Source organism: Bacillus sp. NPDC094077, from assembly GCF_050279465.1.
Classification (GTDB): Bacteria; Bacillota; Bacilli; order Bacillales; family Bacillaceae_G; genus Bacillus_A.
Map to the genome: position 1 here is coordinate 459,138 of NZ_JBNNUF010000002.1, position 15,875 is coordinate 475,012.

The 15,875-nt window shown below is 32.2% G+C and carries 17 protein-coding genes and 2 pseudogenes; 4 read left to right on the forward strand and 15 right to left on the reverse strand.

All coding sequences use genetic code 11. From position 1 onward, the window contains the following. The first annotated feature begins 252 nt into the window (after positions 1-252). Positions 253-970: pseudogene (locus ACQKNR_RS07255) on the forward strand (LAGLIDADG family homing endonuclease). Between the two features lie 156 nt (positions 971-1,126). Continuing rightward, positions 1,127-1,522 carry a RidA family protein gene (locus tag ACQKNR_RS07260; RefSeq protein WP_427316519.1) on the forward strand — a complete coding sequence of 132 codons (396 nt, stop codon included), beginning with the start codon at positions 1,127-1,129 and terminating at the stop codon, positions 1,520-1,522. A 730-nt stretch (positions 1,523-2,252) separates the two neighbouring features. Here the strand turns inward: ACQKNR_RS07260 and ACQKNR_RS07265 are convergent. The 5 genes and pseudogenes from ACQKNR_RS07265 to ACQKNR_RS07285 all read right to left on the reverse strand — a co-directional run bounded on the left by ACQKNR_RS07265 (position 2,253) and on the right by ACQKNR_RS07285 (position 6,217). Further along, on the reverse strand, positions 2,253-3,068 hold the full coding sequence (locus ACQKNR_RS07265) for a YwqG family protein (protein ID WP_427316521.1): 816 nt from the start codon (positions 3,066-3,068) through the stop codon (positions 2,253-2,255). A 78-nt stretch (positions 3,069-3,146) separates the two neighbouring features. Beyond that, positions 3,147-4,250 (reverse strand): annotated as a pseudogene (locus ACQKNR_RS07270) (DnaJ family domain-containing protein); the annotation flags it as partial. A 105-nt stretch (positions 4,251-4,355) separates the two neighbouring features. Further along, positions 4,356-4,721 carry a hypothetical protein gene (locus tag ACQKNR_RS07275; RefSeq protein WP_427316523.1) on the reverse strand — a complete coding sequence of 122 codons (366 nt, stop codon included), beginning with the start codon at positions 4,719-4,721 and terminating at the stop codon, positions 4,356-4,358. Positions 4,722-4,981: 260 nt separating this feature from the next. After that, entirely contained in the window at positions 4,982-5,353 is a 372-nt protein-coding gene (locus ACQKNR_RS07280) for a YxiJ-like family protein (RefSeq protein ID WP_427316525.1), read from the reverse strand. A 12-nt stretch (positions 5,354-5,365) separates the two neighbouring features. Beyond that, positions 5,366-6,217 (reverse strand): patatin-like phospholipase family protein, encoded by an 852-nt coding sequence (locus tag ACQKNR_RS07285; protein ID WP_427316527.1) that lies wholly within the window; start codon positions 6,215-6,217, stop codon positions 5,366-5,368. 179 nt (positions 6,218-6,396) lie between these two features. Between ACQKNR_RS07285 and ACQKNR_RS07290 the strand changes: the two genes are divergently transcribed. After that, complete coding sequence (locus tag ACQKNR_RS07290) at positions 6,397-6,774, forward strand: PH domain-containing protein (protein ID WP_427316529.1); 378 nt, start codon at positions 6,397-6,399, stop codon at positions 6,772-6,774. A gap of 120 nt (positions 6,775-6,894) precedes the next feature. Here ACQKNR_RS07290 and ACQKNR_RS07295 read toward each other — a convergent pair whose 3' ends face one another. The 5 genes from ACQKNR_RS07295 to ACQKNR_RS07315 form a co-directional block, all read right to left on the reverse strand. After that, complete coding sequence (locus ACQKNR_RS07295) at positions 6,895-7,368, reverse strand: GNAT family N-acetyltransferase (protein WP_427316531.1); 474 nt, start codon at positions 7,366-7,368, stop codon at positions 6,895-6,897. 1 nt (position 7,369) lies between these two features. Next, the gene (locus tag ACQKNR_RS07300) at positions 7,370-7,891 is read right to left on the reverse strand and encodes a YfiT family bacillithiol transferase (RefSeq protein WP_427316533.1); all 522 of its coding nucleotides are present in this window, start codon (positions 7,889-7,891) and stop codon (positions 7,370-7,372) included. A gap of 16 nt (positions 7,892-7,907) precedes the next feature. Then, complete coding sequence (locus ACQKNR_RS07305; RefSeq protein WP_427316535.1) at positions 7,908-8,435, reverse strand: GNAT family N-acetyltransferase; 528 nt, start codon at positions 8,433-8,435, stop codon at positions 7,908-7,910. A gap of 63 nt (positions 8,436-8,498) precedes the next feature. Continuing rightward, positions 8,499-9,821 (reverse strand): FAD-dependent oxidoreductase, encoded by a 1,323-nt coding sequence (locus ACQKNR_RS07310; RefSeq protein ID WP_427316537.1) that lies wholly within the window; start codon positions 9,819-9,821, stop codon positions 8,499-8,501. Between the two features lie 81 nt (positions 9,822-9,902). After that, complete coding sequence (locus ACQKNR_RS07315) at positions 9,903-10,682, reverse strand: undecaprenyl-diphosphate phosphatase (protein ID WP_427316539.1); 780 nt, start codon at positions 10,680-10,682, stop codon at positions 9,903-9,905. Between the two features lie 132 nt (positions 10,683-10,814). Between ACQKNR_RS07315 and ACQKNR_RS07320 the strand changes: the two genes are divergently transcribed. Continuing rightward, the gene (locus ACQKNR_RS07320; RefSeq protein WP_427316541.1) at positions 10,815-11,021 is read left to right on the forward strand and encodes a hypothetical protein; all 207 of its coding nucleotides are present in this window, start codon (positions 10,815-10,817) and stop codon (positions 11,019-11,021) included. A gap of 58 nt (positions 11,022-11,079) precedes the next feature. On the opposite strand, the gene ACQKNR_RS07325 is transcribed toward ACQKNR_RS07320, so the two are convergent. From ACQKNR_RS07325 to ACQKNR_RS07345, 5 genes are all read right to left on the reverse strand, one after another. Then, the gene (locus ACQKNR_RS07325) at positions 11,080-11,460 is read right to left on the reverse strand and encodes a nucleotide excision repair endonuclease (protein ID WP_427316543.1); all 381 of its coding nucleotides are present in this window, start codon (positions 11,458-11,460) and stop codon (positions 11,080-11,082) included. A gap of 77 nt (positions 11,461-11,537) precedes the next feature. Next, on the reverse strand, positions 11,538-12,101 hold the full coding sequence (locus ACQKNR_RS07330; RefSeq protein ID WP_427316545.1) for a GNAT family N-acetyltransferase: 564 nt from the start codon (positions 12,099-12,101) through the stop codon (positions 11,538-11,540). A gap of 152 nt (positions 12,102-12,253) precedes the next feature. Further along, the gene (locus ACQKNR_RS07335; protein ID WP_427316547.1) at positions 12,254-12,826 is read right to left on the reverse strand and encodes a hypothetical protein; all 573 of its coding nucleotides are present in this window, start codon (positions 12,824-12,826) and stop codon (positions 12,254-12,256) included. A 195-nt stretch (positions 12,827-13,021) separates the two neighbouring features. Then, positions 13,022-14,452: a PQQ-dependent sugar dehydrogenase gene (locus ACQKNR_RS07340; protein WP_427316549.1), complete on the reverse strand. Its 1,431-nt coding sequence runs from the start codon at positions 14,450-14,452 to the stop codon at positions 13,022-13,024. A gap of 200 nt (positions 14,453-14,652) precedes the next feature. After that, positions 14,653-15,768: an NAD(P)/FAD-dependent oxidoreductase gene (locus ACQKNR_RS07345; protein WP_427316551.1), complete on the reverse strand. Its 1,116-nt coding sequence runs from the start codon at positions 15,766-15,768 to the stop codon at positions 14,653-14,655. Positions 15,769-15,875: the final 107 nt, after the last annotated feature.

Below are 15,875 nucleotides of genomic sequence, written 5' to 3' on the forward strand. Positions count from 1 at the left end.
TTGTAGCTATTTGTAGTTTAAACGATATCATTTTACCTTTCATCTTAAATGCAGTACATTTCATAAATTCGTCAAATTCATTATTTGTATCTATAAAATGTAAACCATATAGCAGCTGAAACAAATTTTAAGCAAATGTAAATTGTTTTAATTAAGTAAAATCCTTCTCGCAATCAACAAAGAACATACGTTTCGTTTTATATTAAAGAAGCAGGTAGATATTTAATCATTTAAAGGAAGGAGAGTTTGTAAATGTATAGGGAAAGTAAAAAGAAGTCAAAATGTAAACTATTAAAATCTGAAATAATTCATCTGTATGCAGAAGGGAAGAGTACCTCAGAAATCGCCTTACTTGCTAACGTGTCAGCTAGATACATCCGTATGGTTTTAACAGACAATAACGTTCCAAGGCGAGCTATAGGTAGTTGGAAGAGAAAGTATGACATAAAAGAAGATTATTTTAAAACTTGGTCAAATAACATGGCTTATATTTTAGGATTTATAGCAGCTGACGGCGTTATATCAAAAGGAAATCAATGTGTCAGTATCTCGCAAAAAGAAAGTGACATTTTAGAAGATATAAAAAAGAACTAAACACAAACCAGCCACTTTACCAAAATAAAAATACAAGTGTATATATGTTAAACATTGTAAATCATTCGATATACAATTTCCATACGTCCCAGATGAATATTTACATCACTTTGTTCGTGGTTATTTTGATGGGGATGGACATGTAAACCCTTATAAATATTTTGTTAGCTTTGTTGGAGGCTCATATAGTTTTATGAACTTTTTTAAAGGCATCCTTGAGAGTAATAAATTCCAATTGAGTTTTGTTGACAAAGAAAAACAATATCGCATATATCTAAGTGGTAAAGATAATGTTAATAAATTTTCAAAGTGGATTTATAAAGATAAAGGATTGTATTTAAAGCGTAAATACAATGTTTTTCAAGAAAAAGAATAAATGTATAGGAATATGTAAGAGTTTAAGGTATTTCAAATATATATACAATACAGAGAGTGTAGGTAGAATATATATGGTATAAAACATTTGAAACTTCAGATTACTTACTGGATAATTGAGTATACACATATAAAATTATTAAAGGAGGAATATACATTGCAAAAGAAATTTTTGAATCCAGAAACCATGCCAGTAACTTTAGGATACTCACATATAGTCGAGGTTAGCAACGCCAAACGGACGGTCTATATATCTGGACAAATCGCAATAAATACTGATGGTCGAATAGTTGGAATTAACGATTTAACTTTACAAACAAGACAAGTTTTTGAAAATATAAAGGCTGCTTTAGAGTCTTCAGAACTAAACTTTAATGATGTTATAAAATTAACATTTTTCTTAACAGACATTTCACAAATGGCCATAGTTAGAGATATCCGTGATCAGTACATCAATACAAACAATCCACCAGCAAGTTCGGCTGTAGAAGTTAACAAACTAATTCACGACGAATTATTAATCGAAATCGAAGCAATTGCTGTAGCAAACTAATATATAAACATATTATTTAATCAATCTCAAAGCAACTTGTTTAAAATTAACGATTAAATAAGTTGCTTTTTATTATTTTAATTAAAAAGCATTTACGGGAATATAAATTATGAATACCAAAGTTATCAAATTACACCGATTCAAAAAACAACGAACTAACCACATACAAACAAAGAAAAGGGGAGTATACCAACAACAACTAATATATAATAAGTTTATTACTTTTTTCTAGTTGACATAATATATATTATAGGCAGTTATAGAAACAAAGTAATCCCGTGTATCAAAAACCAAGTAAACTATACTTAATGAGACGAAACGGAGATTTTTAATGAGATTCATACAAATTCTTTATTACATGAATTTCTGTTATTTTTATTGTTAATTTTACAATCAATCATTTATAGCAATTCAAACTTAAAAAGTTTTGATCAAATCTGTATAATGAATCGCGAATAATTTTTCAGCATAAAAATTATTTATATGAAATAAATTTTTTCTTTATAAATTAATTTATAAACGTATTTTATGAGTTACTTTATAATTTTATTGCTATTTATATGCGTTTTATCAAATGTGCATTTTTTTCGTATTTTTCTACATAAACACTTGACTTCTAGTCTATATAGCATGTGTTATCTTAGTTAACATAACGTTTATTTTTAACGTAAAAAAATCCTCCCCACCTTCAGGAAGATTTTTTAGTTTGCTATTATTTTATTTATATCTTTTAGTAACAATCCCAATTGTAAATGACGTTGGAAAAATCTAGATTTAACAAATCTTCCTTGCGTACAAAGAAATTTGCAACACCGGAATCTCCCCACATAATGTTTAATGAATCGTCTGTATCAATTTGTAACAATAATATATCATGCTGTTGGTATTTTTCTTCCCATTCTCTTGGATCTGTCTGAGTGAAAAACGGATAGCCGCCAATTTTATGTCCTTGATCTTCACATAGTTCATCATATAGTTCACCTAATTCTGTTTCGTTCTCTTCATCAACAATTTCTTCCCAATCAATGTTATCACTAAAAATCTTTTCAAATCGATAATCTCTTGATGTTACTGGTTGATAATCCAATTCAAACTTTAGTTTCGCTACTTGGGGTATGATGAAATGCTCTAATTCTAAAGTGTTTAAATAACTAAAATCAGTAATAACCTTAGTTAAATCTTCTGTAATTGTAGAATGATAAATAATTCGAAAGTCTTTTTGGCTTGTTGGATGATCAAAATCTGCTCCAAAAAGCTCATCATCAGCACTTACGAAAAACTGTAACATGCCGTGTTGAGGTATATATTCAATATGCGGAATTTCTTCAAAGTTTAACTGCGCAAGTAGCATCATAGGTTGTCCATTTGAGTCTGTAGGATGTTCTTGATTTATAGGTAAATACGGATAGCCGCCAAACTTACTTTCAAAAAGAGTTGTCTCGGCTTGCGTTCCAGACACTTTAATATACGGTTTCACGCTTTCTTCTAAAATACTACGATACTGTTCTAGTTCTTTCGGAATTTGAAGTTGATACGTATCCTTCATCACTTTTGCCTCCCTATAGTAACTAATTGAAAACGCCTTACTTAATTATATAGCAAGAGATAACTTAATTGAAAATCGTTAAAAATCCGTTTTCACCCTCGTTTTTTGCGCACTTGGCGGACAAAGTAAATTATGCTCTAAAACCTTTTTATTTATAGTTCGAATTAAATCCGCTGCTTCCGCTGTATTTGTATTTTCTTTTAGTCTTTCTTTTAAATCATCAATTTCTTTTGAAAGCTCAATCCACCTAGGTAAAACGTGATTATTTTTCAATGTTCTATAAAGTTGCTTTTCAGGGTTGTACGAAAGATCTTTATCAAGATTAAGAGGTTTCCCTTTACCAGGTAAATTATCAAAAGTCCCTTTCTTTTCTGCCTGTTTAATGATAGAACTAATATGATCCTCATACGTATAGGACCAAACTTTCTCATCTTTCACTAAAATTTCTTGTTTTTTTAATTTTTTATCTAGTTCTTCTTGATTCATAGATTTTCGCCCCTTTTTATTTTATAGTGTGGTTTTTGTATGTTTCAAAGCTCTTAATCCATCAAATAACTTTTCTCGCCGCCACACACTGTCATGATCGCCTTGAAACTCTTCATAAGTGATTAGTTATCCCTTATCTTTTAAAGCTCTATATAAACGCTTATTAACCGTTAAAAGAGGTTCATTTTCAAGTTGTCCTGTTATCATATGAAATTTAAGATGAGATGCGTTCAGATTACTAGATAAAATCTGATGCTCAGTCCAAGGAACTTTTTCAAATCCATCCTTTTTCCAATGGACGAATTCAGACAGAGACAACACATTGCCCAAAATATAAGGATTTCGAAGTGCTGCATAAAAAGCTGCTAAACCACCACGCCTGAAACCAGCAATTGTTGTATGCTTCGCCTCTTGATATACATGATATCTAGCTTGCAGCCATGGAAGTAATCTAGCTGTTAAAAATGCATTCGCTCTATCGTTATAAGTTAGCTCATCTAACCGATTAACATGATCTATAGCAACAGTAATACAAGGTGGAATTTCTTTTTCGTAGATTAAATAATTGAGCGTTCTTTCGATTGAAAGATTTTTAATAAACGACTCCCCATCAAACACAATGAGAAGTTCTTGAAGGTGTGAAGTGTGAGAATAATCATGAGGTATATAAATATGAATCTTACGTGTATTATTTAAATTTCGATATTATTATCCAAGAGCCTTGCTACACTTTTTTGTAATAAGGCTCTTTAAATTCATTTCATTCATATTGAACTAATAAAATATATGTAGTTAAATGAGTTATTTATTAGAAAGTTTATCAATTGCTTGAATAGAAAGTTCCAACGCTTTTATTCTTCTTTCTAAAAGCGTTCTTTGAGGACTCCCAGCCCTTGACTTATCATAAATCTTTTCGATTGATGGAAGCAAACCAATAAGAACATTTCGAGCTTCTGCTAAATCTTCCTGAGTATAATGATGAGTTTCTTGATTCCAAACACTTTCTAACATCTCTAAGCCGATACAAACAGCTTTGAGTCTTTTTTTCACTAAAGTAGTGTTTGAGCCTTTTTGAGTCATCTGTGACAAGGCATTTTCAAGTTTACGGATTGTTGACTGTAAAGATTTTACTGATTCTACTTTATCTACATTTGATACATTTTCCATGTTAAAACTGTCCCTTCTTCGTTTTTTAAATTATTTTTCTTGATATTTGATAATATCATTAAGAAGCGGATTTTACTCGAAATATTTGAGTTGGGCATTAATTTAAAGGAAAACAGCTACCAAACTTCTCTCTCCTCCCCTACATCATTCTATATGTACTTCTTTTTCTTCATTAGAATTCCTATATAAATAAGTTATTAATATTGAATGTTTTATGAACAAAAAAACGCACAAGCAATGTAACCTGTACGTTTTTATCTTTATTCAGTAAGGTAATAAAGTAATAATTTCCGGGCCTTCTCATAATTCATGAAATCGCTATACAAAATGGGATACTTCACAATTTCTGTTTCTATAAAACGATATTGCGGAAACCATTCAAAAAACGATTTCCTTAACCACTTTATTTGCTGAAACGAAATATTCTTTTCTTTTTTATTTAATACAGAATTTAAAGTTGCTGCTGTATGCATCCAATAATGATTAAAATCAGCATTTATCACGTCATCTTCTGTAAATTTACTTTTTAAGTCTCGCTGCAATTTTCGTGTATCGCGATAAGGAAACGGTTTATGCAGTGGCCTATGCAATTTCATCAATTCATTAAAAATAATTTCTTTTCCTAATATCAACTTTCCACCCCTTTATTTCTCCATCCAATTTAATAAGTTCTTATAATGATGTTGAGCATCGTTATACCCAAGGTTATATAGATTAACGAGCTTTTCCTTATTTCTTTCTATTCCACTTATCGGAAGCTGTACACTTGGCTGAATTACATAAAAATTATCTTTTTGTTCCTTATGATTCATATAAGATATCGTTTCATTATAAAAACGATAATGTTCTACTAAAGACTCTGCTATTTTTGGATATTTTCTATATAAAATTTTAGCCAATCCAGACAATTTATTACGCTGCTTTTCGTATCCATCTGGCTTTGTCATAATAACAACGTTCTTTTGATAACCATCTTTTTGTGCTTTAAAAATGGGAATAGGATCTATAATCCCTCCATCTAACAATTTTCGATTATCATATTCTACAGCAGGTGCTATAAAAGGCACTGAGCTTGATGCACGAATGATTTTTAAAATATCATTTCCGTGTTCTATTTTATTGTAATAAACAGTTTGTCCCGAATGACAATCAGTCGTTCCTATTACAAACTGTTCATTTGAATTTAAGAAAGTTTGAAAATCAAATGGGACAATTTTGTTCGGCACTTCATCAAATAAAAAGTCCATTCCAAATAATTCACGTTTTCGAATTAAATTTCTATAAGATATATATCTGTGATCTGAAACTAGCTCTGTATTTACTTTCTTATTTCTCCCTTTTTGACGTGACAAATAGGTTGCTCCCATACAGGCCCCAGCCGATACGCCGATTACATAAGGAAAGAATAAGTTCTTTTCCATAAAATATTCGAGTACTCCTGCAGTATATAAACCTTTCATTCCTCCGCCCTCTAATACTAAACCGATATTCTTCATGCTATATCCCTCTGCTTCTTTTTTCTTACTTATATGTTAGCACAAGATTTTAGGATGAGGTTATATAAAATAATTGCAATAAGCAGAAAAAACTATAGATGCAATGTCATAATGTATTTAGGCATAGCATGTTACAATATAAGAAACTCATTCCACATATGATAAAGGAGGTATTTCAAATGGGTTTATTTAGCGGTATTTTAGGAAATGCATCAAATACAAGTTCTGAAAGTGTAGAACGTGATTTAGAGAAGATTATGCTAGACGATGAGAAAGTTGAGCATGCTTATAAATTAATTCGTGATTTAATTGTATTTACAAATCGTCGTCTTATTTTAGTAGATAAACAAGGGGTAACTGGCAAAAAAACAGAATACCATTCTATCCCTTATAAAAGTATTACACAATTTAGCATCGAAACAGCTGGGCATTTTGATTTAGATGCAGAACTTAAAATTTGGGTGTCTAGTATGGAGGATCCAATCACGAAAGAATTTAAAGGTGACGATAGTATTTTAAGCATTCAAAAAGCGCTAGTAATATATACAACGAAATAGCGATTTTTGCATGTTTATTCATTTAGGAAAATAATAACCCGAGTATTTTGGAAGAATATACATTATTATTGCATGTTTAATCTGTATTAACATAAAAAGGTAAAGCGTATTTCAAATGCTTTACCTTTCTTTTTTGTAATAAATAAGTGTAGTTTTTTCACTTAATTTCTTTTCTAATTGTGTTCTTTTATAACCCATCTTTTCATATAAAAAACAATTTCTCTCTTCTTCTAAAATAGTAGCAAGTTCCCAACTCATTGCTTCAGGAAACATTCCTTCGATTAAAATAAGTATCTTTTGAGCAATTCCTTTTCCTTGATAACTTGGATGAATAAACATTGGACTGATCCAAAATTTATAGGGTACTTCTTTTTGTGATATGCATAGCGCTCCAACAAGATTCGAATCCACTATTATTTTATAGAAGCCACCGTCAGGATTATTTATTCTTAAAATAGTTTTTTCGATTGCTTCATTTCCCGGACTTGTTTCATAGTCCTTATATTTATTTAATAAGGGTTTGAATGAATCTATTTGCATCTGAAATATAACTTCTGCATCAGTTTCTGTCGCCTTCTCTAATTGAATCTCCATGTTACCAATTTAGACGCTTTCTTAATGAAGTTATATGAGCTGTATGATGACGGCCATGCCATGCGTATAGTCCAATTGCAACAGCAAGTTTTGTTTCACCAGATTCAGGATGATTAAATGTCTTTTCTAAATCTTCAAGTTCTAGAGAATATAAAAGGTTAACCCATCTTTTATGTAATGAATCTAGCATAACAAGTGAAACATCTACTGGTAATTTCGAATCAGGTAACTCTGCCCACTTTTCTTCTTTATACGGTTTAATAGTTGGGTTCTTCTCTGTTAGTGCTAATTTAAAGCGTATGTAGCTATTCATATGGCTATCAACAACGTGATGAACAACTTGGCGAACCGTCCATCCGCCAACGCGATACGGTGTGTCTAACTGCTTCTGATCTAAATCTTTAATTGCCTTTGTTAGTTCATTAGGTAAATCTTCAATTTCTTGAATCCATGTATCAATCATTTCTTCAGTTATAGGACGTTTATATGTAAATTGCCCAATTGGATAACGTAAATCATTCATGAATAAGTCCCCCCTATTATTTTGAACACGAAGTAGTTCTCCAAATATAATGTACAAAATTTACACGTTCTCCGTTTAATTCTACAGAAGTTATATCTGCTTCGTCTTTATAAGAAAATCCGCTTTTTTCTAGTACAATTTGTGATGCGAGATTATTAGTCGTTGTTTTAGCATGAACCTCATTAATTTTATTATTTTTCGCTACGTCTAAAATTAATTTTACAGCTGCTGTTGCAACCCCTTTTTTAGTAAACTTTTCTCCGACTCGATAACCTAACGAACTGATTCGAGTTTCCGTATCTATATCTACTAAATTTATTCGTCCTACAATTTCTTTTTCTTCATTACGAATTAAATAAAAATAAGAATTTCCATCCGCCTGTTCTATTAATAAATCGTCTAGTAGTTTTTGGAAATATTCAAAATCAAAATATTGCGAACCACGATTTGGTACCATTGTTTCAAAAAAAGATTTATTCGTAAGTTCAAACGCAAATAATTCCTCAGCATCTTGTTTCTTTAGTTGTTCTATGTATATCTCCATCACGTATACTCCTTCTTAATTTACTAACTGTAATACATTCTTTGTTAATCAATTATTTTCCTGCTATTTCTTTCGATTAAGTAATACAGCAAGTAGCACTTTCGGATGGAATAGATGAAATGGACTACGAATCAAATTCATCACTCGTACTAATCGAAGATAAACGTCAGAATCACTTGCAGATAGTCGATATATTTGTTTCGTATACCATAGCTGAAATTTTTGTTTCGTAGTTAACTCTCCCTTTAGCTGTGGGTGACGCGATATTTCCGTTGTTGTCATATCCCAAGGGGTTTGTATGATGTTAGCTGTCTTTTTATAAAATTGTCGTGTAAATGTTTTATCAAGCTGTTTTCTACCTTGCAGAAGTAATTGCAACTGGTGAGCTTCCATAGCTGCAACTGAAACACCTTGACCGAAAACGGGATCAAAACGACATTGTGCATCTCCAACTACTAACAATCCTTCTGGTAAATTATTAACTAAATCAAATCGCCGACGTACTTGATAAGGAATTTTGTATGTCTTTATATCAGTAATTCCCTCAGCTTTGTTTAGAAAATCTGTCACATTAGGGATTGATAGATTTTCAGCGAAATCATAAAACTCATCATCTGTTTGTGGTGCCTTCTCATTTGCATATCCACTGAAAGTAACAAAATAACGATTATCTTCAATCGTTTGAATAAGAACACCATAAGGATTTTCAGGAAAACTTGGAGACATTAGCATATTACAACAGTCTAACTCCTCATTTTCTTTAAGTTTGAACATTTTCGTTGCGTAAAATAAATCAATACGAACTTTCTCTTCTTGCACTTCAATTTCGTATTCTCGTAGCCACTCTATACTTTTCGAACCAAATCCACTCGCATCAACAACAATATCTGCATGAATTTCTTCTTGCGTACTTGTCTCTAAACGTTTAACTTTTACTCCGCACACTTTGTTAAGTTTTCCATCTACTAATAACCCTTTAACCAATGTTTCATATTTAATGGTGATATTTGAAATTTGATCAATTCGTTTTTGAATATGCCATTCAAGTAAAGGACGACTTTGTTGAATCATATGTACTTCTCCTATGAATGGCTGTTTCCATAAACCAAATTGATGCCATTTTAAATCACGAGTAAAGTTATTTACGATGCTGCCCGCTTCTATTAATTCATTAGTAATAGTTGGGAACAAGTCTTCAATTGCTTTTTCTCCGCCTTTTAATAACACATGAGGATGATTGCCTTGTGGAACTCTTTTTCTCGAAGCTTTTCCATCCCATCTTTCTCCAGATTCTAAAATGATTATTTCTTTAAAAGAAGTTGATAATGCTTTTGCTGCAAACTTTCCCGCCATACTTCCACCAATAACAATAGCCTTATTAAACATATTTTCCCCCTTAATGAAAAGAGATCCTGTCGTGTATAAATGAAACAGGATCTTAACTAAATTGCTTCTTTATCATTATAATTAAAACACATGAGTAAATTGCAACGTTAAAATTATAATACCTAATCCCCATACGTAATACGCGAATCCTTTTAAGGAATGACGTTTTAAATATTGTATCATCCATGAAACTGCTATATATCCAAAGAAAGCTGCTGATAACGTTCCAACAATTAATGATGTACTAGAAATAGATTCTGCTTTTCCTTGAAAAACATCTACAAATTGCAAGATGATAGCTCCGACAATGGCTGGCGTTGATAATAAAAAAGAAAAATAAGCAGCTGTTTCACGGTCTAGCTTTCTCCATAATGCAGCGACAATCGTCATACCAGAACGAGAAATTGCTGGGAAAATAGCAGCCGCTTGAAATGAACCAATGATAAATGCATCTTTATATGTAATGTCGACCATTTTTTTACGACCATTTTTGTGTTTATCGGCCATGTATAGAAATAAACCTGTCACTAAAAACTCCCAACCAATGGTGATACCTGTTTTTGAAATATCTTCAAAGAAGTCTTTAAATAGTAAGCCGATTACAACCGCAGGTATCGTCCCAACAATAAGTAATAACATTAGCTTTGAAAATGGATTTTTAATTAAATATATAAATTCTTTTTTGTAATAAATAAATACTGCAAGCAAAGTCCCAATATGCAGCATCGTATCTAAAAACAATCCTGCTTCATCTAATTGAAACAAATGCCTTCCCAAATAAAGATGCCCTGTACTACTAATCGGTAAAAACTCTGTTAAACCTTGAATTATACCTAAAATAAAAGCTTCTAACCAATTCATGATGGTCTCCTTTCTCGTTTGCTTGTACCAATATATGAAGGTTAAATTTTCGATATGAAAAAAACTATATTTCTCTATGAATTTACTTTTATTTTATGGATATATATGTAAGGAGAGTCGAGGTGGGTTAATATGTGGAGGCATACAAAATTCGGCAATGTATTACTTTGGGTGGGGCCTATCCTTGTGTTTTTAGGACTATGTATGACAAATGTTATTTCAGACATTCCTTTCTTTGAGGGGAAACATAAAACGCTTGGAATTGTACTTATATTTATAGGTGTATTCTGTTTTATTGCTGCTAATCATTTAAAAAAAGGAGAAAAATATGAAGAATGAATCTAAATAAAAAACAATCCTGGCGTATTGGCTAGGATTGTTTTTTATTTAATGTTGATTATTTGTAGAATACTTTATCAACGTTATATTTCGCTTGGTATTCATTAATGATATATGTTTCGTAAATTTCTCTTTCTGTTGGATCTTCTACGATACATGCATCAATGCGGTATACTTCATCACGATGGTTTTTGATTGGTGAAACATTGTCTTCAAAATGCTTTTTAATACGTTGTCTAATTTTACGAGCTTTACCTACGAAAAGAAGTTCGTCATTAATATTGTAAAACATAAAAATGCCGCCTTTATCTCTAGGGAACAAGTGGAAGTCGATAAAACCATTGATTGGAGTAATTCTTGGCTCGTCTCCTTTAATAACTTGTTTACGTTCAGTAATTGTAACATCAACTTCAGGGATACTAATTTTAATCAAGTTCATTCACGTCCTCTTTTATTATAAAGATAAATAATAGCATACATACGTAAGAAAAGCTATGTTCAGAGGCATATTTCATTTTATAATTCAAATATTATAGGTGTATCATGTAAACTCTTCTTCCAAATCATATGATCACTTGATTCTCCCCAATAATCCCTTAGTACATAACTAGGTTCTCCAAACTTCTTCGTCCATATACTTTGTGCATTTTTGTATCCACTATCTAAACAGTATTCTGTTATTCCTCTGCTAAGTAATGTAAGAAACATTGTATTTAGTAGTAAACTCCCTATACCCTTTCTTTGATACTCCGGAAGTATAAATACAGTTCCTATTTCATACAAATCCTTAAGTACACCGCCTGTACAACTATTAATCAACGTACTTGCTGGACCAATTTCAATTGTTCCGATGATTTTATCGTTATTTGTATCTATCGCTAATAAAAAGTAACGATTTTCTCCATTACTATCAAAATCATTTTTCAAATATTGCTTTTTCGAGTTAATTTCATTTTCTATGTCATCCAATAATTGTGACAATCCTTCATTTTTATATGTATTCGTAATAACTATACGGAAAAACAAGTATAGTTCATCTATATCATTCGAATTCGGCCTTCTAATCGCAAGGTTAGTCATGAATTAATTCTCCAATCTATGAAAATATCCGGGAAAAGTTTAGATTGTAAATTATTTTGGTATTAAACAGTAGCCTTATCATATGTACTGATTCTTTTCGAACTTATATCGCATCACAGCATATACTCGTTCAAAAATATTTTATGACATTATTAATACAATACTTTATATAATCTATTCATCATTATTCTACAAAGACCTGCATATATCCAGCAGTATAGAAAGCTCAGTATGAATATTAATAAAATAACTTTTATATCCAAAGTTGTATGAACAGTAGGACCAAGTACTGGAAAACGGAAAATATCGAGAACGATCACAATACCTATCAGTAGACATGTCGCTGAAAATGAAACAACCCAAATTCTCCTCTTTAATTGTAAAAAGGATAGTCCTAAGGCTATACCTAATAAGCCTGTAGTAAAGGGAAAAACAATTAGTTCACTTGGCTCAATAATAAATAATAGGCAAATAGTAAGAATATAAGAAAGTACTCCCTCACGAATAGAGTAGCAAATAGCCAAAAAAATCGGTAACGTCGCAAAAGGACTAATGAATAACCCTATACCAGGAATTAAGTTCCCCGCTGCTTGAAAAATGGTGGCCAAAGCACTCATTAAAGCTGTAATCACTAACTTATTTGCTAGGGACAATTTTCTTTTATGAACAAAGTTCGCATCATTCTCTATCATAAGTTGACACCAATAGCTTTTAAAGCGATTCATTAAAATCCCCCCTAAAGATACCTCATTCATCACTTTCTATATTATTCTTACACTTACGGTTTATGAGTTACTTTCTGCTTGTTATGAATCACTATACAATAGAAGTTTATACATAGAAGACTTTTAGGTGGACAAATTGTGTTTTTTGAAACAAAATGAATTCCTTATATTTTTAAACTGCGAGTGTATATCGTATCAAGGAATAATTTCAAAAATGGTACCTTTGTTAAAATCAGTTACTTTCATAGAACCGTAAACTCCTAAATATAACCTGGTTTGATCCAAATTTGTTCCTAAACTCATATAATAAGCTGCTTGCGTACCAAAATCATAATCGGTTTCAATAACATGAAAGTCAGTATGTTTACCGTCTGTACCTGCTCTAGTATACGCTAACACACCTTTAACGGGAGGTCGAGAATCTTCTTTCTCAGCAAGGTCAGTAAATACAACACTACCATTTAAATTCGGGATTGCAGTTCCCATATATGGCTGAACTCCTGTAAGTGAAGTTCCTCCAAACTTATCCGGTCTGGGGTCTTTATGAAAATAACTAATTAGAGGCTGAATTCGCTTTACTGATGTTTGTATTGTTTCATCATAATAAGCCATTGTCCTCTCATCCAAAGTAGGATTCTCAGAACAGTGCCTTATAAAAGAAGTAGGTAATTCTCCTTCCCATCCCCGCCAACCAAAATTAATAAATCCATCTTGATTGGGAGTGAATCTCATTACATGCATTTGAACAAGTTCGGTAACCGGTATTGGTTTATATTGAACAAATGAAAAAATAGACTCTACAATATCCTGCCCGACATTTCCGGTGTATTTGATATATTGATTATAAAACCTTTGGAATGAAATACCGGTAATATTACGAACCCCTTTCGCCATTACTGTAAGTGTTTCTTGTATAGATAGAGGAAGTTCATTAAAGCGCGTAACTACTGGAGGATTATTTATGAATGTATTTTTACTTACATCGATTTCAATTATTTTCCCTGCTATTTCTAAATCATATTGGCTTAAATTAAATGGATCATAACCTGATCCACCATCTCCATTTGTAAAAACAAGTTTTCCAGTCTCCGGTGAAAAATTTAAACTATTAACGCCGTTATGATTAAAAAATGGCCTTCTTACGTTCAGTAATGTTCGTCGTTTTTGAGGTTGACCATGTGATTGTACAACCCATTCTTCAACTGTATCAATATGATCATATTGCGTATTTCTATTAACCCACTTTAAGTTTAACGTTTTAGGGTCACAAGGATTCGGTTTAAATTGTTCAGAAAGTGCACCCGACCCTTGAGTTCCAGCTACTGAATAATGAAGATAAAATAAACCGTTTTGATGAAATTGTGGATGAAACGCTAGTCCAAGCAATCCTCGTTCATCATAGCCACTACTAGAAACACCTTCTTCAGATGTGCCTAATTTAATAATCCGTTGACGAATATCTAAAAATGTCTTTATAGCTCCGTCTCCTATGTGAAAAATCTCTCCTAATTGCGTTGCGATAAATAGTCTTTCGGTCGATTCACCTGGAAGTATAGTTGTTTTCAATACAGTTGGTAAATTTATATTATGAACAATGGGTCGTAAACGAATCTTAACTTTTGTCAATTAACTTTACACCCCTTTTAATTCTTTTTTAATAGAAGAATATGATGTGTGTTGTTCTATTATTATCAAAATTAAAGGCGGGAAGTCGGGAAGTTTTGACCATTTCATTTATTCATAATGTCCCGTTTTGGAATTAATTGTGATATAAACGCCCGGAAAAACAGCAAAAAAGATTAGGAGCAAATCCTAATCTTTTTTTGCTATTTTATTGCCCCAGCAACATCATAATCATTTAAATCTAATTCAATAGGTTGTCCGAGCGCTAGTTTAGCAAGTTCTGATCCTAAGTATGGACCAGCAGTTAGACCAGAAGCTCCTAATCCATTTGCAATAAGGATACCTTCAAAGTTAGGTAGCGGTCCAATGACAGGTAAGAATCCTGGCGTAAATGGTCTGAATCCAACTCTCGTTTCAAGCATTGTAGCATTTTCTAAGCCAGGTGCAACTGTTAATGCTTTATGGAATACTTCATGTAAACCACCAGCCGTTACACGGTGATCGAAACCAGTATCATTCTCATGTGTTGCACCAATTACGACATGACCATTGTCAAACGTTAAAATATATTGATCGTTTGGTGGCATAACAACTGGCATATTTCCTGTTGCTGTATTTTCAATTTGTAAATGAACAATTTGTCCTTTTTGGAATGTAACTAAGAAATTAATTCCTAATGGATTCAAGATTTCGTTCGCCCATGCGCCTGCAGTTACAATAACCTTTTCTGCTAAAATTGTTTCATCGTTTACTGTAACTCCAGTAATATGATTTCCTTCACGTACTAATATGGCATCTCCTTTTATAAAAGTTGCACCATGTTTTTTCGCAGCGCTTATTAAAGCATTGCGTAATAATCTTCCATTTACTCGTGCAGCACCACTTATATGAACAGAACTATATTCTTCTGATAATGCTGGGAATAATTTTTTCGTTTCTTCAGCTGATAAGCGAGTGATTTCACCAATCTCCGGAGCATCTTCACGGCGTTTATACGCTCGCTCTTCCATTTGATCTAGTTTTTTCTCGTCAGTATGTAAACTAATTGCACCTACACGGTTGTAACCTGTATCTGTTTCACCGTCTTCTTCTAATTGCTGAATTAACGAAGAATAGTAACGTGCACCGCCTTTAACGATTTTGTACCACGCTTTATTACGACGTTGTGAAAGCCATGGACAGACAATACCTGCTGCTGCATCCGTTGCTTGCCCTAATTGTTGGCGATCCACGATAGTAACGTTCGCACCATCCTTAGCAAGATGATAAGCAGTAGACGCTCCTAAAATTCCAGATCCAACTACAATATATGATTTCATTTCAAACACCTTTTCTCTTTTGCTAATTATATAAATATAAGAACATTCCTTAGTATAATGGAAGGAGTACTTTTTTCAATGTACGCATTGCAATTAATTGTTGCATC

Bases quoted from the DNA above. Each gene is read 5' to 3' on its own strand.
- ACQKNR_RS07265 (WP_427316521.1), bottom strand. From the start codon at position 3,068: ATGAAGGATACGTATCAACTTCAAATTCCGAAAGAACTAGAACAGTAT.
- ACQKNR_RS07275 (WP_427316523.1), bottom strand. From the start codon at position 4,721: ATGGAAAATGTATCAAATGTAGATAAAGTAGAATCAGTAAAATCTTTA.
- ACQKNR_RS07285 (WP_427316527.1), bottom strand. From the start codon at position 6,217: ATGAAGAATATCGGTTTAGTATTAGAGGGCGGAGGAATGAAAGGTTTA.
- ACQKNR_RS07290 (WP_427316529.1), top strand. From the start codon at position 6,397: ATGGGTTTATTTAGCGGTATTTTAGGAAATGCATCAAATACAAGTTCT.
- ACQKNR_RS07295 (WP_427316531.1), bottom strand. From the start codon at position 7,368: ATGGAGATTCAATTAGAGAAGGCGACAGAAACTGATGCAGAAGTTATA.
- ACQKNR_RS07300 (WP_427316533.1), bottom strand. From the start codon at position 7,891: ATGAATGATTTACGTTATCCAATTGGGCAATTTACATATAAACGTCCT.
- ACQKNR_RS07305 (WP_427316535.1), bottom strand. From the start codon at position 8,435: ATGGAGATATACATAGAACAACTAAAGAAACAAGATGCTGAGGAATTA.
- ACQKNR_RS07310 (WP_427316537.1), bottom strand. From the start codon at position 9,821: ATGTTTAATAAGGCTATTGTTATTGGTGGAAGTATGGCGGGAAAGTTT.
- ACQKNR_RS07315 (WP_427316539.1), bottom strand. From the start codon at position 10,682: ATGAATTGGTTAGAAGCTTTTATTTTAGGTATAATTCAAGGTTTAACA.
- ACQKNR_RS07320 (WP_427316541.1), top strand. From the start codon at position 10,815: ATGTGGAGGCATACAAAATTCGGCAATGTATTACTTTGGGTGGGGCCT.
- ACQKNR_RS07325 (WP_427316543.1), bottom strand. From the start codon at position 11,460: ATGAACTTGATTAAAATTAGTATCCCTGAAGTTGATGTTACAATTACT.
- ACQKNR_RS07330 (WP_427316545.1), bottom strand. From the start codon at position 12,101: ATGACTAACCTTGCGATTAGAAGGCCGAATTCGAATGATATAGATGAA.
- ACQKNR_RS07335 (WP_427316547.1), bottom strand. From the start codon at position 12,826: ATGAATCGCTTTAAAAGCTATTGGTGTCAACTTATGATAGAGAATGAT.
- ACQKNR_RS07345 (WP_427316551.1), bottom strand. From the start codon at position 15,768: ATGAAATCATATATTGTAGTTGGATCTGGAATTTTAGGAGCGTCTACT.